Raw genomic sequence first — 22,223 nt, 5'->3', positions numbered from 1 at the left:
TCCAGGAAAAGTGTGAAGCGGTTTTCCGCCCGGAGTTGCGACAAACAAGACCGTGATTTCATGACCCTCATTCCCACCATCGGCCTGCCGAAAGGCCGCGCCGGCCAGTTCATCGTCGATGGCGTCGCCGACGGCTATGAAGCCTTTGCGTTGGTGCAGGCGGCACTGGAGATCGCGCCGGACAAGCCGGTTCTGTTCGTGGCGCGCGACGGCCAGCGCCTGCCGGCGATCATCGAGGCGCTGTCCTTCGCGGCGCCCGGCCTTCCTGTGCTGGAACTGCCGGCCTGGGATTGCCTGCCCTATGACCGGGTCTCGCCCGGCTCGGACGCCGCCGCCAAGCGGCTCGATGCGTTGACCGCCATGATCGCGCTGGCGAAGAAGCCGCACCGCGCCGTCATACTGACCACCGCCAATGCGTTGCTGCAGCGCATCCCGCCGGCCGACCTGGTCGAGGCGCAAACCTTCCACGCCAGGCCCGGCAACCAGATCGACATGAATGCGCTGGTGTCGCGGCTGGAGACATCCGGGTTCGAACGCGTGCCGACCGTGCGCGGCATCGGTGAATTCGCCGTGCGCGGCGGCATTCTCGACCTGTTCGCGCCCGGCTGGACAGAAGCGCTCAGGCTCGATTTCTTCGGCGACACGCTGGAGTCGATCCGTGTGTTTGATGCCGCCACGCAGCGCACCACCGGCCAGCGCAAGTCGATGGCGTTGCAGGCGATGAGCGAAGTGGCGCTGACGCCGGAAACCATCAGCCGTTTCCGCCGCTCCTATATCGAAGCCTTCGGCGCGCCCCAGCGCGACGACGGGCTCTATGCTGCGGTCAGCGAAGGACGACGCTTCGCCGGCATGGAGCACTGGCTGCCGTTCTTCTACGAACGGCTGGAGACCGTGTTCGACTATCTGCCGGACACGCCTGTTGTGTTCGATCATCTGGCGCATGAGGCGCTGGCCGAGCGTCACACGCTGATCCTCGACCACTACGAGGCGCGCAAGAAGCAGGCCGACGGCGCGCTCAAGGATGCGGTGCCCTACAAGCCGGTGCCGCCGGACCTGCTCTACCTCTCGCCGGAAAACCTGATTGCTTCGCTCGGGCCGCGCGAAGCGATCGATTTTACGCCCTTCGACGCGCCCGATGCCGGCGCCAAGAAAGTGTTCCATGCCGGCTCGCGCCACGGCCGCAGTTTTGCTGGGGAACGCGCCGACCCCAGCATCAATGTCTTCGATATCGTCGTCAGGCATATCGCCGACGAGCGTGCTGCGCGCCGCCGTATCGTCATTGCCGGCTGGACAGAAGGCTCGCTTGACCGGCTTGGCCAGATCCTCAGCGAGCACCATCTCGGCAATCTCAAGCAGGTCGCCACGCTGGCGGAAGCGGAGCAACTCGAGCCGGGGCAGGCGGCATTGGCCGTGCTGCCGCTGGAATCCGGTTTCGAGACCGAAAGACTGGTCGTCGTCGCCGAACAGGACATTCTCGGCGACCGGCTGATCCGGCGCTCGAAGCGCAAGAAGCGCGCCTCGGACTTCATCGCCGAAGCCTCGGCGCTGTCGGCCGGCGACATCGTCGTCCATGCCGACCATGGCATCGGCCGCTTCATCGGCCTGCGCACCATCGAAGCGGTCGGCGCGCCGCATGACTGCCTGGAAATCCACTATGCCGGCGACGACCGGCTGTTCCTGCCGGTCGAAAACATCGAGCTCCTGTCACGCTACGGTTCGGATTCGGCCGAGGCGACACTGGACAAGCTCGGCGGCGGCGCCTGGCAGTCGCGCAAGGCGCGGCTGAAGAAACGCCTGCTCGACATGGCCGGGCAACTGATCCGCATCGCCGCCGAACGGCAGATGCGCGCCGCGCCCGCGCTGGTGCCGGCGGACGGTCTCTATGGCGAGTTCTCGGCCCGCTTCCCCTATGAGGAGACCGACGACCAGCAGACAGCGATCGACTCGGTTCGGGACGACCTTGCCGCCGGCAAGCCGATGGACCGGCTGATCTGCGGCGACGTCGGCTTCGGCAAGACCGAAGTGGCGTTGCGCGCCGCCTTCATCGCGGCCATGGAAGGATTCCAGGTCGCCGTCGTGGTGCCGACGACGCTGTTGTCGCGCCAGCATTTCAAGACCTTTTCGCAGCGCTTTTCCGGCCTGCCGATCCGCGTCGCCCAGGCGTCGCGGCTGGTCGGCGCCAAGGAGCTGGCCGAGACCAAGAAAGGCATCGCCGAGGGCCAGGTCGACATCGTCATCGGTACCCACGCGCTGCTCGGGTCCGCGATCTCGTTCAAGAATCTTGGCCTTTTGATCATCGACGAGGAGCAGCACTTTGGCGTCAAGCACAAGGAGCGGCTGAAGGACCTGAAGACCGATGTGCATGTGCTGACGCTGTCGGCGACACCGATTCCGCGCACGCTGCAACTGGCGCTGACCGGTGTACGCGAGCTGTCGCTGATCGCCACGCCGCCGGTCGACCGCATGGCGGTGCGCACCTTCATCTCGCCCTTCGATCCGCTGGTCATCCGCGAGACGCTGCTTCGCGAGCGCTATCGCGGCGGCCACTCCTTCTATGTCGTTCCTCGCATTAGCGACCTGGCGGAAATCCATGATTTCCTGAGAGAATCCGTGCCGGAGCTGAAAGTGGCGGTGGCGCACGGGCAGATGCCGCCGGGCGAGCTCGACGACATCATGAATGCCTTCTACGACGGCCAGTACGATGTGCTGTTGTCGACGACCATCGTCGAATCCGGTCTCGACATCCCGACCGCCAACACGCTGATCATCCATCGCGCCGACATGTTCGGCCTGTCGCAGCTCTATCAGCTGCGCGGCCGCGTCGGCCGCTCGAAGGTGCGCGCCTATGCGCTGTTCACGCTGCCGGCCAACCGCAAGCTGACCGACACGGCCGAGCGCCGGCTGAAGGTGCTGCAGTCGCTCGACACGCTGGGCGCCGGCTTCCAGCTGGCCAGCCACGACCTCGATATCAGAGGCGCCGGCAATCTTCTCGGCGAAGAGCAATCCGGCCACATCAAGGAGGTCGGCTTCGAACTCTACCAGCAGATGCTGGAGGAGGCAGTCGCCGAGGTGAAGGATTCCGGCGAGGTCCAGGATGGCGGCTGGTCGCCGCAGATCGCCGTCGGTACGGCGGTGATGATCCCGGAAGGCTATGTGCCGGACCTGCAGCTCAGGCTGGCGCTCTACCGCCGCCTCGGCGACCTCGAAAACACCGAGGAGATCGATGCCTTCGGCGCCGAGCTGATCGACCGGTTCGGCCCGCTGCCGGAAGAGGTGAAGCATCTCTTGAAGATCGTCTTCATCAAGGCGCTCTGCCGCAAGGCCAATGTCGAAAAGCTCGACGCCGGGCCGAAGGGTGTCGTCATCCATTTCCGCAAACGCGAATTCTCCAACCCGGTTGGCCTGGTTCAGTTCATTGGCGAGCAGGGGTCGCTGGCCAAGATCCGGCCCGACCACAGCGTCGTGTTCGTGCGCGACTGGCCGACGGCCGAGAAGCGGCTGGCGGGTTCGGCGGTCGTCATGACGCAGTTGGCGCGGCTGGTGGCGGCTTAGGGCGGGGACAGGGACACCGGCTGGCCGGGCGCCGCCATTCGCCAGGCGGCCAAATCCGGTCTAGAATAGGAAATCGGCTTCGTGTATGGAGCCGCGATCCCCACATGGGGTGGATCGGCGGGCGACGGCGCTCGCTTTGTTGTTTGATGCAATTCCGGACGGAAACCGTTTCACGCTTTTCCTGGAATTGCTCGGAAAGAGCTTTGGGTGCAGCGATGACGAAATGGTCGCCGAGTTCGTGGAGAACGATGCCGATCAAGCAGGTTCCAGCCTATCCGGACCTTGCCGCGCTGAAGAACACGGAAGCCCAGCTCGCCACCTTTCCGCCGCTGGTTTTTGCAGGCGAGGCGCGCAAGCTGAAGAAGCAGTTGGCGGCTGTCGCTGCCGGCGATGCATTCCTTCTCCAGGGCGGCGATTGCGCCGAGAGTTTTGCCGAACATGGCGCGGACAACATCCGCGACTTCTTCCGCGTCTTCCTGCAGATGTCGGTGGTGCTGACCTTCGCCGGCGCGCAGCCGGTGGTCAAGGTCGGCCGGGTTGCCGGCCAGTTCGCCAAGCCGCGCTCGTCCGACAACGAGACCAAGGGCGATGTGACGCTGCCGAGCTATCGCGGCGACATCATCAACGGCATCGAGTTCGACGCCAAGTCGCGCATTCCAGATCCTGCCCGCCAGGAGATGGCATATCGCCAGTCGGCGGCGACGCTCAACCTTCTGCGCGCCTTCGCGCAGGGTGGCTATGCCAGCCTGGAGAACGTGCATAGCTGGATGCTCGGCTTCGTGTCCGACAGCCCGCAAGGCGAGAAGTACGGTGAGCTCGCCAACCGCATCACCGAGACGATGGACTTCATGAAGGCCGTCGGCATCACCTCGGAAACCAACTATGCGCTGCGCGAGACCGATTTCTACACCAGCCATGAGGCGCTGCTGCTCGGCTATGAGGAGGCGCTGACCCGCGTCGATTCGACATCCGGCGACTGGTACGCCACGTCAGGCCACATGATCTGGATCGGTGATCGCACGCGCCAGCCCGACCATGCGCATGTCGAGTATTGCCGCGGCATCAAGAACCCGCTTGGCCTGAAATGCGGTCCGTCGCTGACGCCGGATGGGTTGCTGGAGTTGATCGACCTGCTCAACCCCGAAAACGAGCCAGGCCGGCTGACGCTGATCGCGCGCTTCGGCTCCGACAAGGTCGCCGACCATCTGCCGAAGCTGGTTCGCGCGGTGCAGAAGGAAGGCCGCAGCGTGGTGTGGTCGTCGGACCCGATGCATGGCAACACGATCGAGGCTGCCGGCTACAAGACGCGGCCGTTCGACCGCATCCTGAAGGAGGTGCAAACCTTCTTCGAGGTGCATCGCGCCGAAGGCACGCATCCGGGCGGCATCCATGTCGAAATGACCGGCAAGAACGTCACCGAATGCACCGGTGGCGCCCGCGCCATCACCGCCGAGGAATTGCAGGATCGCTACCACACGCACTGCGATCCACGCCTCAACGCCGACCAGGCGATCGAACTGGCCTTCCTGGTCTCGGATCTGTTGAAGAAGAGCCACCCGGTGCAGCACAAGCAGGCCGTTAACGGCTGAGCTTGATTTCGGCCTGAACGTTGACGGAAAAAGCGCTGGAGAAATCCGGCGCTTTTCTTTTTCAGCGTCCGCGTTCCCAGCGCAGGCCGGCGAGTTCGGGCCGAGGCGGAGGGGGCGCTCAGTCCTTCTTGTAGAGCAGCCAGCTCTTGCCGGCGCGGCCGGCCATCGTCGAGTGCCTGGTGACGCGGTTGCGGCCGCTGACCTTGGAGCGATACAGCGCGCGGTCGGCCTTGGTGTAGAGATCCTCCGGCCCCTCGGCTTCGGATGCCATGCAAATGCCCATCGAGACGGTGACGGTGCCGTAGTTCGTGCCAGTCTGGCTACTGGTGAACGGCGTCTGCTCGATCAGGGCGCGGATGCGCTCCGCGATCTCGTAGGTTGCGTCCTCGCTGGCGCCCTCGATGATCAGAGCGAACTCCTCGCCTCCGGTGCGAGCGACGAACATGTCACCGCGAATGCTGGTCTGGAAGATGTCGGCGATGATCTGGATGATCTTGTCGCCGACCGGATGGCCGTAGCGATCGTTGATGTCCTTGAAGCGATCGATGTCGGCAAGGATCAGGGCGTTGAACAGGATACCCCTGTTGCTGTTGTAGATCCTGGTGATTTCCTTGTCGAAGGCGCGGCGATTCCAGATGTGCGTCAACGGATCGGTGTCGGCCAGCCGCTTGTATTCCTCGAGCTTCGACTTGACGCTCTCGAGTTCGGCCGTCTTGTCGCTGAGCGTCGAGGCCACCTGCCGGCCGTGATCGATCGTCGAATTGGTGGCAATCGCCATGGCGTTGGCGATCTTCTGCAAAAGATCCTGGGACAGAAGGCTGCGGTTGCTTAGTCCACTCGATGTCTCGTCGAGGATCCTGCCGTATTTCTCGATGTGGCTGCGTTCGCTCCTCAACAGCGAAGCGACCTCCTCGAGCTCCCTGGCAATGACTTCCCTGGCATGCTCGACGATGCCGGGGCCATGGTTGTGGGCAAAAAAGGCACGGCCGATCTGGTCCAGCTCATCCTGTGTCGGCCGGTTGCTCAGCGAAACGACGGCGAGGCTGAGTTCGCGATTGGTGCCGCTCAGTGCCTCGTAGAAAATCTCGTAGTTGCGGGGAAGGCCGAGTACGCCCAACTGGCGCATTGTGGCGACGACAGTGGCCGCGATATCGGTGCTTCGTTCGGTCGGGACAGCTGCCGCCTGCATGTTCTGATCACTCTTCCCCTTGGATCCCGCCGCAGAACTTTGGGGGTTCCATTTGTCGCCAACCGGGGAAGACTACCCGATAGTCCAGAACAACTTGCGAACAGACGCGTCCCCACCTGCGACATTCGCTCGCCATGACCATAAATGCGGGAGCGCTAAAGTTTCCTTAATTCGCTGAGGTTCCACGGCTTTTCTCTCTCTTGCGCTGTAGAGGCAGCAATTTGCGCACCGGCAAACCGGGATGAACGCCAGGTTTGGTGGCTTTGAATGCATTGCGCGCTGCAGAAAGGTGAGACTGGATTTCGGCTCGCCACACCAGCAAATGTCGCATTTTCTTGCGTATGGCTGCCGCAAAACTGGAATCCTGACGACGAAGCTGATGCCAGGCACAGGTTCTTCAAGGAGGGCGAAATGAGTGACAGTCACCGCGGATCGTGTCTGTGCGGAGCGGTTCGCTTCAGAACCCGCGGAGCGCTGCGCGGCGTCGTCTATTGCCACTGCTCGCAATGCAGGAAGCAGAGCGGACACTTCTACGCCGCGACCAATGTTGCAGACGCCGACATCGTCATCGAAGGTGGCGAAAGCATCACCTGGTACGAAGCGTCTTCCTTCGCCAGGCGCGGTTTTTGCAAGGCATGCGGGTCTCTGCTGTTCTGGAAGCCGCAGGACCAGGGCTACGTTTCGGTCATGGCGGGATCGTTCGACGCGCCGACGGGCCTTGAGGGCGAATGCCATATCTTCGTCGGCGACAAGGGCGACTATTATTCGATCGACGACGGTCTGCCGCAGTTTGAAAAGTCGACGCCGTCCATACCGGTCGCTGAATGAATCTTGGACAAATCGCCTTATTCCATTGATCTGGCCAGCCATTGCATTATCCCGTGCCGGTGATTCGCAAAGGGGTTTGGCATGCAGCGGCTGATCGACGCTTTTTTCAATTCAGTGCGGGCGTTTCGCAAGCTGGCCGTCAGCGAGAAGGCTTTCCAGCAGGAGCTGATGTTGCTCGCGCTCGCTTTGCCGCTCGGCTGGTTCGTCTCGATCTCGTGGCGCGGCTATGCCTTGCTGATCGGCGCGGTGTTGCTGCTGATCATGGTCGAAGTGCTGAACACCGGCATCGAGGCCGCCTGTGACGCCTTCAGCCGCGAATTCAATGTCGATATCCAGCTAGCTAAGGACTGCGGTTCGCTGGCGGTTCTGATTTCGGTGATCATCGTCGCCGGCGTCTGGGGCATCGCCATCATCGAACGCATCACCGGGCTACCGATCTAGCATCCCGGCTCCTACATGACGGTAACCACCACCTGATCCCGACCATGATCCATTCCGAAAATCGGTATCCACTTTTCGGGATCATGGTCCGAGGAAACCGTCATGTCTGAAGTCACAAACCTTCTGCTTCTGGAGCGCAAAGGCCTGCCGGACGATTTGCGCTGGCTGGCCGAGAAATACCCGCGCGAAAACTGGCAGGGCCACGCCAACATCCACGGCGTCGCCAATATGTGGCTGCAGCGGCACGACATGTTCCGCGAACTCGGCGGCATGCTGACCAACGGCATCGGCGACTACCGCGAGGGCAGGCTGACGGCGCCCGACTTCGCGCGCTGGTTCGCGCCGCGTCTCAATCATTTTCTCGGCAATCTCGACGGTCACCACAATGTCGAGGATCATCATTATTTTCCGGTCTTCGCCAAGGCGGAGACTCGGCTGAAGCGTGGCTTCGAGATCCTCGATGCCGACCATCACACCATCCATGAGGGGCTGGAGCGCAATGCCGAGGCGGCCAACGCCTTCGTCAAGACGCTTCAGGAGAGCGAGGACAGACAGCGCTTTGCCGCCGACGCCTATGCCGACGAAAACAGCCGCCTGATCGCCATGCTGAGCAGGCATCTTGCCGACGAGGAAGACCTGATCATCCCGCTGATCCTCGATCGGGGTGATGTCGCGCTTGGTATTGACTGATGCATGTGGCCCAAAGTGCTTGGCCGCTTTGGGGCAACGACATGCATGGAAACCAAAGATCTCAGCTTTCCCTGGTCCGTTCCTTTTTCGCGACGTGGCGGGCGATCAGCCAGGCAAACACGGCCACCGTCAAACCAATGCCAAGCCCGACCAGCAACCGCTCGTGATGCATCAATGCCTGGCCGACGAAGTGTTCGGCCCCCAAACCAAAGACATAGCCAACCGTGCTGAACAGCACCGCCCAGATCACCGATGACATGGCGTTGAGGATAATGAAACGCGGCGCCGCGATGTTGGAAAGCCCGGCTGCGATGCCGCCGACAAGGCGCATGCCGTAGATGTAGCGGTTCGACAGCACGAAGATGTCGGGATGGGTGTTGAGCATGCAAAAGGCCCGGCGGAAACCAGGTCGCCTGCGCAATCTGACGACATAGGGATGGTCGGCAAAGCTTCGTCCAAGAATGAAGAAGAAGGTGTCGCCGACGAAGGCGCCAAGGGCGGCCGCCAGGACGGTATGCCACGGCACGAAGACTTGCTGGTGCGCGAAGAAGCCACCGAGGATGGCCGCACTTTCACCCTCCGCGACACAGCCGAGGAAGACGGCAAGCAGCCCGTATTGTTCGATGAGGTGATGGATCGTTTCGGTCATGAGGACGGCTGCTGCGACAGCCTTTCGTCGATCCGCTTGACGAGGTCGGCAAGCCGCACGATCTCGTCGCGCATGCCGAGGATCTGGCCGTGGCGGAGTTCGTCCAGCTTTTCATGCAGCGCCATGATCTCGATCTCGGCTTTCAAATTGACCTCGTAATCGTGGGCGGCGTCGATGCGGTCGCGTTCGGTCTGGCGGTTCTGCGCCATCATGATCACCGGCGCCTGCAAGGCGGCGATCATCGACAGCACGAGGTTGAGGAAGATGAACGGGTAGGGGTCGAAGGCGTCGCGCGACAGGAGCCAGACATTGCCGGCGGTCCACACGACCAGGAACGCGATGAAGGTCAGGATGAAGGACCACGAGCCGCCGATGCGGGCAATCGTGTCGGCGAGGCGGTCGCCAAAGGTCTGATGGAAGGCGACGGCCTTGTTGGTGTCCCGCGAAATGGTGGTGCGTTCGAGCGTCGATTGCAGCACGCGGCTTTCGAGCTGGCTGAGGCCGTCCGGCCGTCGCTTGAGCCAACGGTTCGCCAGGTCGTCGATCGTCTTGTTCATGGCCGTCTCCAAGGTCTTGGCTTGCCCAAAGCGCGTCGCGTTGAAACGGATCCAAGCGACGCACTTTAGGCCTTTGTTCTCATGCATGTCGTTGTCTCAAAACCGGGGCCACTTTTGAGCGACATGCACTAAGAGGTAGAGGCTGCCGGCCCTCACGGGAAGTGTTACATTGTCGCGAACAGCGAGGGATCGATGGTCGATTTTCAGAAAATTCGCCTGCGTGCGGCAAAACGCAAGGGCGGGGAGGCGGAGCTTTCGTCACTTTTGGGGCCGGCGCCAGACAATGCCGCCGTGGCTGACATCACCGATGACCGTATTCTGTCAACGATGGCCGAGCGCGTCTTTGCCGCCGGTTTCGTCTGGCGTGTCATCGAACAGAAATGGCCAGGCTTCGAAGAGGCCTTCCTCCGCTTCGAGCCGAAGCGGCTGTTGTTCCAGCCCGATGATTTCTGGCACGATCTGACGGCCGACCAGCGCATCGTGCGCAATCCGCAGAAGATCAGATCGGTGCGCGACAATGCTGCCTTCGTCGAGCGCGTGTCGAAGGAATATGGCGGTTTCGGCAAATTCCTTGCCGACTGGCCAGCGGACGACCAGGTCGGGCTGATGGCCTATCTCGGCAAGCATGGCAGCCGGCTCGGCGGCAACACCGGCCAGTATTTCCTGCGCTGGCTGGGCTGGGATGCCTTCGTCATTTCGGGTGATATGGCGGCTGCACTGCGCGATGCCGGCCTCGACATCGCCGAAAGCCCGGCCTCGAAGAAGGATCTCGACAAGATCCAAAACCAGATCAATCAGTGGGCGGCGGAGACGGGCCTGCCGCGCCGGCATATTTCGCGCATACTGGCGATGTCGATCGGCGACAACCATTCGCCGGAAGCGCTGCGCGAATATATGGGCGACGACTGATCGCTGGTCGCCCAGCCACGATCTGACATTTGGTCTGGACACGAATGACATATGTCATTCGGCCTGGAGTGGTCCAAACGAACGCCATTGCTCGGGCAAATTTGCCGCGCTAAGTCAGCAGCATGACCAAGAAGCTCGACACCCTGCGCATCGCCGTCGCCCAGCTCAATCCGACTGTTGGCGACATATCAGGCAATCTCGCCAAGGCGCGCGAGGCGAGGGCGGATGCTTCCCGCCAGGGCGCCGATGTCGTGCTCTATACCGAGCTTTTCCTCGCCGGCTATCCGCCGGAGGATCTGGTGCTGAAGCCGGCCTTCCTGAAGGCCTGCGAAAAAGCGGCGCAAGACTTTGCCGCCGATACCGCCGATGGCGGCCCGGGCGTCATCATCGGCACGCCGCTGAAGCGCAAGAGCGGCACGCACAATTCGATCATCTTCGCCGATGGCGGCAAGATCATCGCCGAGCGCTACAAACTCGATTTGCCGAACTACGGCGAATTCGACGAGAAGCGCGTCTTCCAAGCCGGACCCGAGATCCAGGGGCCGGTCAATTTCCGCGGCGTACGGATCGGAATTCCGATCTGCGAGGACATCTGGGGCGATGTCGGCATATGCGAGACGCTGGCCGAAAGCGGGGCCGAAATCCTGCTGGTGCCGAACGGCTCGCCCTATTATCGCGCCAAGATCGACGTCCGCCACCAGGTCGTCATCCGCCAGGTCATCGAATGCGGGCTGCCGATGATCTATGCCAACCAGCTTGGCGGCCAGGACGAGCTGATCTTCGACGGCGCGTCGTTTGCCATCGGTTCCGACAAGACGCTGGCCTTCCAGATGAGCCAGTTCGAGGAAGCGGTCGACGTCACCACCTGGAAACGTACGGATGGTGGATGGATTTGCTCAGAAGGGCCGATGTCGAAGATCCCGGATAGGGAGGAGGCCGACTACCGCGCCTGCATGCTCGGCCTGCGAGACTACGTCAACAAGAACGGTTTCAAGAACGTCGTGCTCGGCCTGTCAGGCGGTATCGATTCGGCGATCTGCGCGGCGTTGGCCGTCGATGCGCTTGGTGAGGAACGCCTTCGCGCGGTGATGATGCCCTACCGCTATACCTCGAAGGACTCGCTTAAAGACGCCGAGGATTGTGCCCGCGCGCTCGGATGCCGCTATGACATCGTGCCGATCTTCGAGCCGGTCGAGGGGTTTCTGCACACGCTGACACAGCTTTTCGAGGGCACCAAGGAAGGCATCACCGAGGAGAATTTGCAGAGCCGCGCGCGCGGCACCATCCTGATGGCTATCTCCAACAAGTTCGGCTCGATGGTCGTCACCACCGGCAACAAGAGCGAGATGTCGGTCGGCTACGCCACGCTCTACGGCGACATGAATGGCGGCTTCAATCCGATCAAGGACCTCTACAAGATGCAGGTCTACGCGCTGTCGCGCTGGCGCAACAGCCACGTGCCGCCGGGCGCACTCGGGCCGTCGGGCGAGGTCATCCCGAAGAACATCATCGACAAGGCGCCGTCGGCGGAATTGCGCGAAAACCAGACCGACCAGGATTCGCTGCCGCCCTATCCGGTGCTGGACGATATCTTGGAATGCCTGGTCGAGAACGAGATGGGGGTCGACGACATCGTCGCACGCGGCCACGACCGGGCAACGGTGACACGCATCGAGCACCTGCTCTACATCGCCGAATACAAGCGCCGGCAGGCAGCACCGGGCGTGAAGATCACCAGGAAGAATTTTGGCCGCGACCGTCGCTATCCCATCACCAACCGTTTCAGGGACCGCAGCTAGATGCCGGTCGCGGACCGAAAGCTCGCGCCGTCTCGCGGGCAAGGGTACAGCCGTGCCCGACTGTGAAATCAGCTTCGACATATCACGGATCGATTTCCGGGCGACATCCGACCTGTTGATGGCCAGCTATTATTGGGGCGCTGGACGCAACGATGAGTTCCATCGGCGAGCCTTTGCCAATTCGTTTTGTGTCGGCGCATATCTGGATGGAAAACAAGTCGGTTTCGGCCGGGCGATCACCGACCGCGTGGTGTTTGCCTATCTTGCCGACATCATCATCTGGCCGGAGCATCGCGGGCAGGGCATAGGGTTGCGACTGGTCCAGGCACTCATCGACCACACCGAACTCAGGACGGTTTCGCACTGGAGCCTTTCGACCAGCGACGCACATGGCGTCTATGAGAAACTGGGCTTCAAGGCATCGACGGATGGTCGATACATGCGCCTAGATCGCATTCCACAATGAAGAGTGCGCGACCATGGCGACATCGCCGTTGTTGCAAAATAACCTCAGTGCTTGGACCAGATAGACTTTCGGCGTGAGCCGATCTTGGCGATGCATCGGGGCGTCTTTATAAGGACCGTTCCGCGATTCATTTGCGGGAGGTCCGAATGGCAGTATTTCAAATGGTAATGCGAGGCCGCGAAGCCTAGGTCTCATCAGGCGTTCGGCGAGGGTTTTGTCCTCGCGCTGATGCCGGATCGAGCACAGGCTTATGCCGATGCCGGTCGCCGCCCGATTACGGGCGAGACGCCAAATATGCCACTCCGCATTCTGGGCAATCATTCGCCCTTGCGCGGCTTCTTCAATTTTCGACCTTACTGGGATCGGGCTCGTTTGCGCCCGAAAGACATCATGGCTCGTTTTAGAATCGATTTGCGCGCAAGCGCCTTTCGCAGCGTTCTTGGTTTCACGCTCACCCATTGGCAGCGTCAGCCGTGGCGGCTTTCGCTCATCATGGGCGGCTTCCTGCTGTCGACGCTGGCCGACGTTTTGACGCCGCTCTATTCCGGCCAGCTGGTCGACGCCGTCGCCAGCAGTGCCGGCGCCGACGCTGTTGCCTGGAATGCCGCAATGACGGCGTTTTCGATACTGATGGCTCTGGCCCTGAGTGGCGTCGTGCTGCGCAACCTTGCCTTCATGGCAATCGTCGAGCTGACGCTGAAGATGATGGCTGATATCGCCGCTGACGCCTTCCATCGCGTACAGCGCTTTTCCACCGACTGGCATGCCAACAGCTTCGCCGGCTCGACCGTGCGCAAGGTGACGCGCGGCATGTGGGCGCTCGACCTGCTCAACGACACGATCCTGATCGCGCTGCTGCCGTCCGTCGTCATGCTGGTCGGCTCGACGCTGTTGCTCGGCTGGTTCTGGCCGCTGATGGGCGTGGTCGTTGCCGCCGGCTCGGTACTGTTCATCGCGGTGACGGCGATGCTGTCGCTCGGCTATGTCGCACCGGCGGCACGGCTCGCCAACACCTGGGACACGCGCCTCGGCGGTTCGCTGGCCGACGCGGTGAGCTGTAACGCCGTGGTCAAGGGGTTTGGCGCCGAGGAGCGTGAAGAGCGCCGCCTCGCCAGGGTTGTCGCCAAATGGCGTGCGCGCACCCGGCGCACCTGGGTGCGCGGCACCATCAATGCCACCACGCAGGCGGCGCTGCTGGTGGTCATGAGAGCCGCGGTGATCGGCCTGGCGTTGATGCTGTGGTCGTGGGGGCAAGCGAGCGCCGGTGACGTCGCCTTCGTGCTGACGTCGTTTTTCGTTCTGCAGGGATATCTCAGAGATATCGGCACCCATATCCGCAACCTGCAGCGTTCGATCAACGACATGGAGGAGCTGGTCGACTTCCAGTCCGAACCGCTCGGCATCGAGGATCGGCCTGGCGCCAAGCCGATCCGGATCACTCAGGGACGTATAGGTTTCGACAACGTCACCTTTCACTACGGCAACCACCGATCGCCGCTCTATCGCGACTTTTCGGTCGATATCGCGCCGGGTGAACGTGTCGGGCTCGTCGGCCATTCGGGTTCGGGCAAGACGACCTTCGTCAAGCTGATCCAGCGGCTCTATGACGTGAATGCGGGAGAAATCCTGGTCGACGGGCAGGACATCTTGCAGGTGGCGCAAGCGTCGCTGCGCGGGCAGATCGCCATCGTCCAGCAGGAACCGATCCTGTTCCACCGGTCGCTGGCCGAGAACATTGCCTATGCCCGGCCGACGGCGACGCAGGATGAGATCGAGCACGCGGCGCGGCTGGCGAGTGCGCATGACTTCATCGCCAACCTGCCTAAGGGCTATGGCACGCTGGTCGGCGAGCGCGGCGTGAAACTGTCGGGCGGCGAGCGTCAGCGCGTGGCTATCGCGCGCGCTTTCCTTGCCGATGCGCGCATCCTGATCCTCGACGAGGCGACGTCGAGCCTCGATTCGGAATCGGAGGTGCTGATCCAGCAGGCGATGGAACGGCTGATGGTCGGCCGCACGACGCTGGTCATCGCGCACCGGCTTTCGACGGTGCGGGCCCTCGACAGGCTGCTGGTCTTCGATCGTGGCAAGATCGTCGAGGAAGGCTCGCATGACGAGCTGATCCGGCTGAAGGGCGGCATCTACCGCCGGCTGTTCGAGCGTCAGGCGCTCGAGGCCGGCCCCCCACCTCCATCGGGCGCTGTTACGGTTGCAACAGCGCGCGCTTTCGTCAGTCGCGAAGCGGTATCCAGTGCTTTTCCAGATCCCGAGTTAGAGACGTCTTGTTTACATTATTTCTACTACTGGTTGGTATACATCTTCTCCAAGCAACCCAGAGGCGGTCTATGCATATCCTGGAATCCGATTAACCTGCGCAGGATCACGCTCTGCGGCAGATAGGCTTCACGATGCATCTTGTTTCCGCAAATGCCGGTCCGGGAAAGGTGGCTGCGCTGTCGGTGCTGGAAACTCAGCACGGGTCGGTACGGCCGCTCGCGGCCGAAGATCTCGAGCACGTCGCCGCACTCTTCCTGACGAAGTTTCGCCGGCGGCGGCGTCACCTCCTCGATCGCGCGATCGCGGAGACGGCCGAATATATGAGGGAGATTTACCTTGGCTCTGCCGGCCAGCCCGGTGAGAGCAACGCTCTGGTCCAGATCACCCCGCAGGGTCGTCTGGGTGGGTTCCTCGGCGTCCTGAAAGCCCGCTACGAGCTCAACGGAACGGCATTGAATGCGGCGATCATCGGTCCGCTCATGTCCGACCCCGGCACCGATCACGGCTCGGCCGGACCGCAATTGCTGCGTGCCTTGAATCAGGGCCAATTCGATCTGCAGCTGACCGATTCGGCCAACCGGACATCCCTGCCCTTCGCGCGCCCGATGAAGTATCAGCTCCTGCCTGTGCATTGCCTGGGATGGACCTGTATTTTACGGCCGGCCGCGATGGCCGCCGCCGCGCTGCACCGCAACTGGCCTGGCCTGCCTCGCCCGGTACTCGATCCCTGCGCGCGAGCATTCGATGCTCTTGCGAAGGGAAGGTTCGGGCCCCCGGTCCCGCTTTCATCATCGCAACGGGTCCACCGCAAGTCGATCGATGCCGCGCAATTTGCCGAGCGGCTGCCGACACTCCTGTCCGAATACGCCCTTCGGCCGAGTTGGAAGGATGGCGAACTGCCACGGCTGCTCTCGCTGGCGGCCGAGAAACGGGCCGACGGCCCCCTTCATTTCGGTGGGACTTACGACGAAGCGGGCAAGATGCTCGGTTGTTATGCCTTCTACGGTCAAGCCGGCGGCATCGCGAGCGTGTTGCAAATCCAGGCTTCCGGATCCCACTGGGGCGCGACATTGGATGGCCTTATCGCGGCCGCGTGGGATATGGGCTGCGCAGGGATCACCGGGCAGACGCAGAGCAGATTCATGCCTCAACTCTTCGGCTACAAGAATGTCTTCTTCCGCTATGCCGGGGGGACGATGGTGCGCTCGCGGATCGCCGAGGTGACGGAAGCGGTCCGCTCGGGCGACATCTTTATCGGTGGGTTGATGGGCGACCGCTGGACCCGCCTCAGTTCCGATGACTTCGGCCGTTGATCGCTCTTGGATGACCCTTCGTCGACGATAGCACCCATGTCTCGGCCCGCTGTGAGTTGACCCGTGGCGGCAGGACCGAGCGGCATCATTGTCTCGACCCGCTTCGACTCCGCCGGTGGGCAGCACTCGGTCATGGCGGCGCCGCCTGAGGCGCACGCCGCCCCGGTCTTTTCATTGCGCGCGTCCTGTTCTATGTCTGCCGCACCGCGCGGGGGCGCGTCTTGTCAATCACAAAAGCATCCGGTACGCCCCGCTCATGACAGTTACCGTTCGTTTCGCCCCTTCGCCAACCGGCCGCATTCATATCGGCAATGCGCGCACCGCCCTGTTCAACTGGCTATTTGCCATGAACAACAAGGGCCGCTTTATCCAGCGTTTCGACGACACCGACATTGCCCGCTCGAAGCAGGAATTCTCCGACGCCATCCTCTATGATTTGCATTGGCTCGGCATTTTCCCGGATGCCACCGAATACCAGTCGCGGCGTTTTGAGGTCTATGACGCGGCGGTCGAGAGGCTGAAGGCGGCCGGCGTTCTCTACGCCTGCTACGAGACTCCGGAGGAACTTGACCTCAGGCGCAAGGTGCGCCGCACGCGTGGGCTGCCGCCGGTCTACGGCCGCGAAGCGCTAGCACTTTCGCCGGAGCAGATCGCCGAATACCAGGCCGATGGCCGCCGGCCGCACTGGCGCTTCCTGTTGCCCAATTTCTCTGGGGATCCGCTGCAGCCCGAGCGTACTGAAATCCACTGGAACGATCTGGTGCGTGGGGAGGAAACCGTCGACCTTGCCTCACTCTCCGACCCGGTTCTGGTGCGCGAGGACGGCACCTATCTCTATACGCTGCCTTCGGTGGTCGACGACATCGAGATGGGCGTCAGCCATGTCATCCGCGGCGACGACCACGTCACCAACACCGGCGTGCAGATCGCCCTGTTCCAGGCGCTGGCTGCCGCGCCGCCGGTGTTCGGCCACCACAACCTTTTGACCACGGCATCGGGCGAGGGGTTGTCGAAACGCACCGGCGCGCTCTCCATCGAAAGCCTGCGCCAGGACGGCATCGAGCCGATGGCCGTCGCTTCGCTCGCCGTGCTGGTCGGCACCTCGGAGAATGTCGCGGCTGTGCCAACGATGGCCGAACTCGCCGAACGCTTCGATCCGGCGGCGACATCAAAATCCGCGGCCAAGTTCGATCCTGACGAGCTCTTCGTGCTCAACCGGGCGCTGTTGCACCATATGCCGTTCTCCGAGGCGCAAGACCGGCTGATCGTGCTCGGCGTCTCGGGTGACCAGGCCGAGCCGTTCTGGCTTGCGGTGCGCGGCAATCTCGACAGGCTGGCCGATGCGACAAGCTGGTGGCGCACCTTGCGCGAGGGCCCGCAGGAGAGGCCGGAATTTTCCGACGACGACCGCGATTTCCTCGGTCAAGCGTTCGACCTGCTGCCGGAGGAACCCTGGAACGGGACAGTCTGGAAAGAGTGGACGGGCAAGATCAGGGAAGCAACCGGCCGCAAGGGCAAGGCGCTGTTCATGCCGCTCAGGCTCGCGCTTACCGGACTGCCTTCGGGGCCGGAGCTTGCAGATTTATTGCCGCTGATGGGTCGGGAAGGAACGATGGCCCGACGACCCTGACCTTGCGCTGTTCCGGTGGCAAGGCCGACACTGGCGACGTCACCGGCTTGGCGGAAAGCCGCTTGATCGCCTCGCGGTCGAGTCCGCCCTCCGCATTGGCCAGGGTTTCCGGATCGGTACCCGGATCGGGCTTGGTAGCCGGAACCGGAATGGACGGTGTCGCGTCCGTTTCGGGCTGGGACTGCTCAGGATTCGGCGGGTTGCCGGCGATGACCTGGAAATTCCGCGCGGCGTTGCAGCCGCAAGCCGGCGGCCGCGGCATGTTGGACAGCTTGTAGAGATAGGCGGTCGGCAATTCGCTGTAGGGCCGGCCGGTGACCGATGACGTCATCTCAGCCGAATCGTCATCCATGCCGCGCGAATAGAAAACCTGCATCTCGGTGCCAGGGCAGCTTGATTCGCAATTCTTCTGGTCGCGCTCGAAATCGCTCGTCGAAGCCGAATTCGACATCGGGAAGAAATAGCCGTCGCAGGTGCGCACGCATGTGGTGTGGAACTCGCCGCCGCCGCCGCTCGAAAAATCCGGTACGCCGGGCCGGTTGAGCACCCTGCTGACATCGCGCTCCTCGCCCGGATCGTCAGGCTCATCGAGCGCATCGAGCTGCTGGCTGTTGCCGCCGAAAAGCTGTTCGAACAGGTTTGCGTTGCCGTCTTCACGGTTCGCTTCCTGCAGCGGCGCTCGCTGCGGTGCAACGGTGTCGTCGCGGCAACCCTTGGCCTCGAGCGCCGCCAGGATGCGGCCGCGGTCGCGACGCGAGCCGCCGCTGGAGAGCCGGGTGCGCTTGGCCTGCAGGCTATCGAGATTGGCATTCATGCGATCGATGGTGGCGTTGAGCCCGGCGCATTCTCTGACATTGCGGCTGAACAGCGAAAAGCCGCAACCGGCGTTGCTGGATTGGCCGCGGGCCCTGGAGATCTGTTCGCGCTGCCTTTCGATTGCCGCGTCGTACTTGCGGATCAACTCCGGGCCACCACCGCCGCCGCGTGAGGCCGCGGCAAGATCGGCTTCCAACTGGCGGCAGACGCGCGAGGCGGCCCGCGGCTCGGTGACCGCGATGGCTGAAAGCACGAGCGCGCCAAGCAGCGCGGCAACATGCGTCAGCCTCCACCTTTCGCCCGTCATAGTCCGAAAACCCCGCCTGCTTGCCTGTGCGATGCTACCGGATTCGCGGTTAATCGTTCCCTCAATCTACAACCAAAGATGGTCTTAGCCCAGAGACGCGCCGTCGCGGATGTTCGGGTTCAGTCTCTGCCGTGAGATTCCGACGCTGCATGAAAAAGGCGTATTCGCCCAGAAAAAATGCCCGAATCCAGCGCGACCCGGAGGCTTGGCATGACCGCGATTACCCGTCGAACCGCGCTACAACTCGCTCTCTTGTGCCTGGCGCCGCCCGCTGCCATGGCGCAGGAGGAGCCCGATGCGCCGGACTGGCGCAGTCGATTGGTCGACGCCGCGCGTGAGCAGATCGGTGTCACCATCCTCTACGACCCAACCTATATGCGCTTAACCTATCCGGGTGGCGATGTCGCGCCGGAGCGCGGTGTGTGTACCGATGTCGTGGTCCGCGCCTATCGCCGCGCCTTCGGGCTCGACCTGCAAAGGCTGGTGCATGAGGATATGTTGGCTGATTTCGCGGCCTATCCGAAGATTTGGGGCCTGAAAGCGCCCGACCGCAACATCGACCACCGCCGGGTGCAGAACCTTGCCGTCTTTTTTGGACGACGGGGTGTTTCCTTGCCGGTCGGCCAGGATCCCGTCGACTTTCAACCGGGCGATCTCGTTACTCAGATGCTGCCCGGCAACCTGCCGCATATCGCTATCGTCTCATCAAATCGTTCAGCGGAAGTGCCGGAAAGGGCGATGGTCATCCACAATATCGGCCAGGGCGCCCACGAGGACGACACGTTGTTCGCCTTTAAGCAAACCGGACATTTCCGCTTCGCGCCGGTCTGATCAGCCCAGATTGACGACCGCCTGTGCCTTGTGAGCGGCTTCCACCACGGCAAGAGCTGTCATGTTGACGACGCCGCGCGAGGTGACCGACGGCGTCAATATATGCGCCGGCATGTCGGTGCCGAGCAGGATCGGCCCGACATGCAGCGCGTCCATCATGGTCCTGAGCGCGGACAGCGTGATGTTGGCCGAATCGAGGTTGGGGAACACCAGCAGATTGGCTTCGCCCTTCAGCCTGGAGTGAGGATAAACGCGCTGGCGCAGATGCTCGGACAAGGCTGTGTCCGCATGCATCTCGCCGTCGCACTCCAGTTCGGGCGCGATGCGCGCCAGGATCGCCGCCGCTTGCCGCATCTTGAGGGCGCTCGGCGAATCGCGCGAGCCGAAATCCGAATGTGACAGCAGCGCTGCCTTCGGCTCGATGCCGAAGCGCTGGATCTCTTCCGCCGCCAGCACAGTCATCTCGGCGATTTCCTCGGCGGTCGGGTCGACCGAGACATGCGTGTCGGTCAGGAAGATGATGCCGCGCTGCGAGATCAGCATCGAAAGCGTCGAAAGGTCGTGGTCCTTGATGCCGAGGCGGGGGCCGATGATCAGGGTGACGTTGCGCAGGTGCCGCTCGAAGCGTCCTTCGAGGCCGCAGACCATGGCATCGGCATCGCCACGCTTCAGCGCCAGTGCGGCGATCACCGTGTTGTCGGTACGCACCATGGTGCGGGCGGCTTCCGTTGTCACGCCGCGCCGGCCGGCGAGTTCGATCAAGAGGTCGACGTAGTTGCGATAGCGCGGATCGTCCTCCGGATTGATCAGTCCGAAGTCGACACCGGGCTTGATACGCAGGCCATAGCGTTTCAGGCGCACTTCGATGACGTGCGGGCGGCCGATCAGGATCGGTTCGGCGATGCCTTCCTCGAGCACCACCTGGGCGGCGCGCAGCACGCGCTCGTCCTCGCCATCGGCATAGATGACGCGCTTGGCGGTCGATGCCTTGGCGGACGAGAACACCGGCTTCATCACCAGTCCAGAGCGGAAGACGAAGCGGTTGAGCTTGTCGATATAGGCTGCGAAATCGGTGATCGGCCTTGTCGCGACGCCAGTGTCGCAGGCTGCCTTGGCGACGGCCGGGGCGATGCGCAGGATCAGGCGCGGATCGAAGGGCGAGGGGATCAGGAAGTCTGGCCCGAAGATTGGCGTCTCACCGGAATAGGCGCGGGCCGCGACATCGGACGGTTCCTCGCGGGCTAGCGCCGCAATCGCCCGCACCGCCGCCATCTTCATCTCCTCGTTGATGGCGCTGGCGCCGCAGTCGAGCGCACCGCGAAAAATGTAAGGAAAACACAGGACGTTGTTGACCTGATTGGGAAAATCCGACCTGCCGGTGCAGATCATCGCATCGGGACGGGCGGCGCGCGCCGCTTCCGGCATGATCTCCGGATTGGGGTTGGCTAGCGCCAGGATCAGCGGTTTTGGCGCCAWGTGCTGCAGCAGTTCCGGCTTCAGCACACCGGCCGCCGACAGACCGAGGAAGACGTCGGCGCCGGGGATCACGTCAGCCAGCGTGCGCGCGTCGGTGTCCTTCACATAGGGGTCTTTCCAGCGGTCCATCTCGTCGACGCGGCCCTTGTAGGCGACGCCGAAACGGTCAGTGACCCAGATGTTTTCCACCCGCGCGCCAAGCGAGACCAGCAGATTGAGGCAGGCAAGGGCGGCCGCACCGGCGCCCGACGTGACGATCTTGATGTCCGATATCGTCTTGCCGGCGAATTCCAAGCCGTTGAGCACGGCGGCGGCGACGATGATGGCTGTGCCGTGCTGGTCGTCATGGAAGACCGGAATGCCCATGCGGGCCTTCAGTTGTTCTTCCACTTCGAAGCATTCCGGTGCCTTGATGTCCTCAAGGTTGATGCCGCCGAAGGTCGGTTCCAGCGCCGAGATTGTCTCGACCATGCGCTCAATGCCCGGCGCGTCGATCTCGATGTCGAAGACGTCGATGCCGGCGAACTTCTTGAACAGGACAGCCTTGCCTTCCATCACCGGCTTGGAGGCGAGCGGGCCGATATTTCCGAGGCCGAGCACAGCCGATCCGTTGGAGACGACGCCGACCAGATTGGCGCGCGCCGTATAGTCGGCGGCGGTCGCCGGATCGTCGCGGATTTCCAGGCAAGGGGCGGCGACGCCTGGAGAATAGGCGAGCGCAAGGTCGCGCTGGTTGCCGAGCGGCTTGGTCGCCTGGATTTCGAGCTTTCCCGGCCTTGGGTGCTTGTGGAAGTAGAGGGCGGCTTCGTCGAGGTCCGAACGTGCCGTCTTCTTGGTCTCGCCTTCCATGCGGCCGCTCCCTCGAAATCTGCCTGGAGAGTCCTTTTAGCATGCGGCCAAGGTTTGT

The 22,223-nt window shown here is 62.7% G+C and carries 17 protein-coding genes and 1 pseudogene; 12 read left to right on the top strand and 6 right to left on the bottom strand.

The features are described from left to right. Positions 1-60: 60 nt before the first annotated feature. The gene (gene mfd, locus AC1DZU_RS24030; protein WP_477288960.1) at positions 61-3,552 is read left to right on the top strand and encodes a transcription-repair coupling factor; all 3,492 of its coding nucleotides are present in this window, start codon (positions 61-63) and stop codon (positions 3,550-3,552) included. A gap of 215 nt (positions 3,553-3,767) precedes the next feature. Next, a complete protein-coding gene (locus AC1DZU_RS24025) occupies positions 3,768-5,141 on the top strand; it encodes a class II 3-deoxy-7-phosphoheptulonate synthase (protein WP_477288958.1) in 1,374 nt (457 codons plus the stop codon). A 118-nt stretch (positions 5,142-5,259) separates the two neighbouring features. Here the strand turns inward: AC1DZU_RS24025 and AC1DZU_RS24020 are convergent, their stop codons facing one another. After that, entirely contained in the window at positions 5,260-6,330 is a 1,071-nt protein-coding gene (locus AC1DZU_RS24020) for a GGDEF domain-containing protein (protein WP_477288956.1), read from the bottom strand. Between the two features lie 411 nt (positions 6,331-6,741). Here AC1DZU_RS24020 and AC1DZU_RS24015 point away from each other — a divergent pair, with 411 nt between their 5' ends. The 3 genes from AC1DZU_RS24015 (at position 6,742) to AC1DZU_RS24005 (ending at position 8,289) form a co-directional block, all read left to right on the top strand. Continuing rightward, positions 6,742-7,158 (top strand): GFA family protein, encoded by a 417-nt coding sequence (locus tag AC1DZU_RS24015; RefSeq protein ID WP_477288954.1) that lies wholly within the window; start codon positions 6,742-6,744, stop codon positions 7,156-7,158. An 81-nt stretch (positions 7,159-7,239) separates the two neighbouring features. Then, positions 7,240-7,599 (top strand): diacylglycerol kinase, encoded by a 360-nt coding sequence (locus AC1DZU_RS24010; protein ID WP_095085124.1) that lies wholly within the window; start codon positions 7,240-7,242, stop codon positions 7,597-7,599. Positions 7,600-7,701: 102 nt separating this feature from the next. Continuing rightward, complete coding sequence (locus AC1DZU_RS24005; RefSeq protein ID WP_477288952.1) at positions 7,702-8,289, top strand: hemerythrin domain-containing protein; 588 nt, start codon at positions 7,702-7,704, stop codon at positions 8,287-8,289. A 61-nt stretch (positions 8,290-8,350) separates the two neighbouring features. Here the strand turns inward: AC1DZU_RS24005 and AC1DZU_RS24000 are convergent, their stop codons facing one another. Together AC1DZU_RS24000 and AC1DZU_RS23995 are read right to left on the bottom strand one after the other, a co-directional pair. Then, positions 8,351-8,938 (bottom strand): DedA family protein, encoded by a 588-nt coding sequence (locus tag AC1DZU_RS24000; protein WP_477288950.1) that lies wholly within the window; start codon positions 8,936-8,938, stop codon positions 8,351-8,353. Further along, complete coding sequence (locus AC1DZU_RS23995; protein WP_477288948.1) at positions 8,935-9,495, bottom strand: DUF1003 domain-containing protein; 561 nt, start codon at positions 9,493-9,495, stop codon at positions 8,935-8,937. The genes AC1DZU_RS24000 and AC1DZU_RS23995 overlap by 4 nt, the downstream gene beginning before the upstream one ends. A gap of 192 nt (positions 9,496-9,687) precedes the next feature. Here AC1DZU_RS23995 and AC1DZU_RS23990 point away from each other — a divergent pair, with 192 nt between their 5' ends. The 3 genes from AC1DZU_RS23990 to AC1DZU_RS23980 all read left to right on the top strand — a co-directional run bounded on the left by AC1DZU_RS23990 (position 9,688) and on the right by AC1DZU_RS23980 (position 12,669). After that, positions 9,688-10,404: a DNA-3-methyladenine glycosylase I gene (locus AC1DZU_RS23990; protein WP_477288946.1), complete on the top strand. Its 717-nt coding sequence runs from the start codon at positions 9,688-9,690 to the stop codon at positions 10,402-10,404. A 122-nt stretch (positions 10,405-10,526) separates the two neighbouring features. Further along, the gene (locus tag AC1DZU_RS23985; RefSeq protein WP_477288944.1) at positions 10,527-12,203 is read left to right on the top strand and encodes an NAD+ synthase; all 1,677 of its coding nucleotides are present in this window, start codon (positions 10,527-10,529) and stop codon (positions 12,201-12,203) included. A gap of 52 nt (positions 12,204-12,255) precedes the next feature. After that, on the top strand, positions 12,256-12,669 hold the full coding sequence (locus AC1DZU_RS23980) for a GNAT family N-acetyltransferase (RefSeq protein ID WP_477289239.1): 414 nt from the start codon (positions 12,256-12,258) through the stop codon (positions 12,667-12,669). Here the strand turns inward: AC1DZU_RS23980 and AC1DZU_RS23975 are convergent. Beyond that, positions 12,649-12,990: a hypothetical protein gene (locus AC1DZU_RS23975; protein WP_477288942.1), complete on the bottom strand. Its 342-nt coding sequence runs from the start codon at positions 12,988-12,990 to the stop codon at positions 12,649-12,651. The genes AC1DZU_RS23980 and AC1DZU_RS23975 overlap by 21 nt on opposite strands. A 69-nt stretch (positions 12,991-13,059) precedes the next feature. Between AC1DZU_RS23975 and AC1DZU_RS23970 the strand changes: the two are divergent. The 3 genes and pseudogenes from AC1DZU_RS23970 to gltX all read left to right on the top strand — a co-directional run. Further along, positions 13,060-14,841 (top strand): annotated as a pseudogene (locus AC1DZU_RS23970) (ABC transporter ATP-binding protein); the annotation flags it as partial. 233 nt (positions 14,842-15,074) lie between these two features. Further along, positions 15,075-16,256 carry a hypothetical protein gene (locus tag AC1DZU_RS23965; RefSeq protein WP_477288940.1) on the top strand — a complete coding sequence of 394 codons (1,182 nt, stop codon included), beginning with the start codon at positions 15,075-15,077 and terminating at the stop codon, positions 16,254-16,256. A gap of 256 nt (positions 16,257-16,512) precedes the next feature. Continuing rightward, positions 16,513-17,886, top strand: a complete 1,374-nt coding sequence (gene gltX, locus AC1DZU_RS23960; RefSeq protein WP_477288938.1) for a glutamate--tRNA ligase — start codon at positions 16,513-16,515, stop codon at positions 17,884-17,886. Here gltX and AC1DZU_RS23955 read toward each other — a convergent pair. Then, positions 17,804-19,009 carry a DUF2865 domain-containing protein gene (locus AC1DZU_RS23955; protein ID WP_477288936.1) on the bottom strand — a complete coding sequence of 402 codons (1,206 nt, stop codon included), beginning with the start codon at positions 19,007-19,009 and terminating at the stop codon, positions 17,804-17,806. The genes gltX and AC1DZU_RS23955 overlap by 83 nt on opposite strands. A gap of 318 nt (positions 19,010-19,327) precedes the next feature. Here AC1DZU_RS23955 and AC1DZU_RS23950 point away from each other — a divergent pair, with 318 nt between their 5' ends. Further along, positions 19,328-19,840, top strand: a complete 513-nt coding sequence (locus AC1DZU_RS23950) for a DUF1287 domain-containing protein (RefSeq protein ID WP_477288934.1) — start codon at positions 19,328-19,330, stop codon at positions 19,838-19,840. Here AC1DZU_RS23950 and AC1DZU_RS23945 read toward each other — a convergent pair whose 3' ends face one another. Continuing rightward, positions 19,841-22,165, bottom strand: a complete 2,325-nt coding sequence (locus AC1DZU_RS23945; protein WP_477288932.1) for an NADP-dependent malic enzyme — start codon at positions 22,163-22,165, stop codon at positions 19,841-19,843. Between the last annotated feature and the right edge of the window lie 58 nt (positions 22,166-22,223).

It is taken from the genome of Mesorhizobium sp. P2_A12 (assembly GCF_056405075.1).
Note: the sequence above shows the minus strand (reverse complement) of the source record. Positions and strands in the feature narration are given on the sequence as shown.

What these genes read in the sequence shown, in the direction of transcription:
- mfd (WP_477288960.1), top strand. Translation starts at nt 61, where the DNA reads ATGACCCTCATTCCCACCATCGGCCTGCCGAAAGGCCGCGCCGGCCAG.
- AC1DZU_RS24025 (WP_477288958.1), top strand. Translation starts at nt 3,768, where the DNA reads ATGACGAAATGGTCGCCGAGTTCGTGGAGAACGATGCCGATCAAGCAG.
- AC1DZU_RS24020 (WP_477288956.1), bottom strand. Translation starts at nt 6,330, where the DNA reads ATGCAGGCGGCAGCTGTCCCGACCGAACGAAGCACCGATATCGCGGCC.
- AC1DZU_RS24015 (WP_477288954.1), top strand. Translation starts at nt 6,742, where the DNA reads ATGAGTGACAGTCACCGCGGATCGTGTCTGTGCGGAGCGGTTCGCTTC.
- AC1DZU_RS24010 (WP_095085124.1), top strand. Translation starts at nt 7,240, where the DNA reads ATGCAGCGGCTGATCGACGCTTTTTTCAATTCAGTGCGGGCGTTTCGC.
- AC1DZU_RS24005 (WP_477288952.1), top strand. Translation starts at nt 7,702, where the DNA reads ATGTCTGAAGTCACAAACCTTCTGCTTCTGGAGCGCAAAGGCCTGCCG.
- AC1DZU_RS24000 (WP_477288950.1), bottom strand. Translation starts at nt 8,938, where the DNA reads ATGACCGAAACGATCCATCACCTCATCGAACAATACGGGCTGCTTGCC.
- AC1DZU_RS23995 (WP_477288948.1), bottom strand. Translation starts at nt 9,495, where the DNA reads ATGAACAAGACGATCGACGACCTGGCGAACCGTTGGCTCAAGCGACGG.
- AC1DZU_RS23990 (WP_477288946.1), top strand. Translation starts at nt 9,688, where the DNA reads ATGGTCGATTTTCAGAAAATTCGCCTGCGTGCGGCAAAACGCAAGGGC.
- AC1DZU_RS23985 (WP_477288944.1), top strand. Translation starts at nt 10,527, where the DNA reads ATGACCAAGAAGCTCGACACCCTGCGCATCGCCGTCGCCCAGCTCAAT.
- AC1DZU_RS23975 (WP_477288942.1), bottom strand. Translation starts at nt 12,990, where the DNA reads ATGATTGCCCAGAATGCGGAGTGGCATATTTGGCGTCTCGCCCGTAAT.
- AC1DZU_RS23965 (WP_477288940.1), top strand. Translation starts at nt 15,075, where the DNA reads ATGCATCTTGTTTCCGCAAATGCCGGTCCGGGAAAGGTGGCTGCGCTG.
- gltX (WP_477288938.1), top strand. Translation starts at nt 16,513, where the DNA reads ATGACAGTTACCGTTCGTTTCGCCCCTTCGCCAACCGGCCGCATTCAT.
- AC1DZU_RS23955 (WP_477288936.1), bottom strand. Translation starts at nt 19,009, where the DNA reads ATGACGGGCGAAAGGTGGAGGCTGACGCATGTTGCCGCGCTGCTTGGC.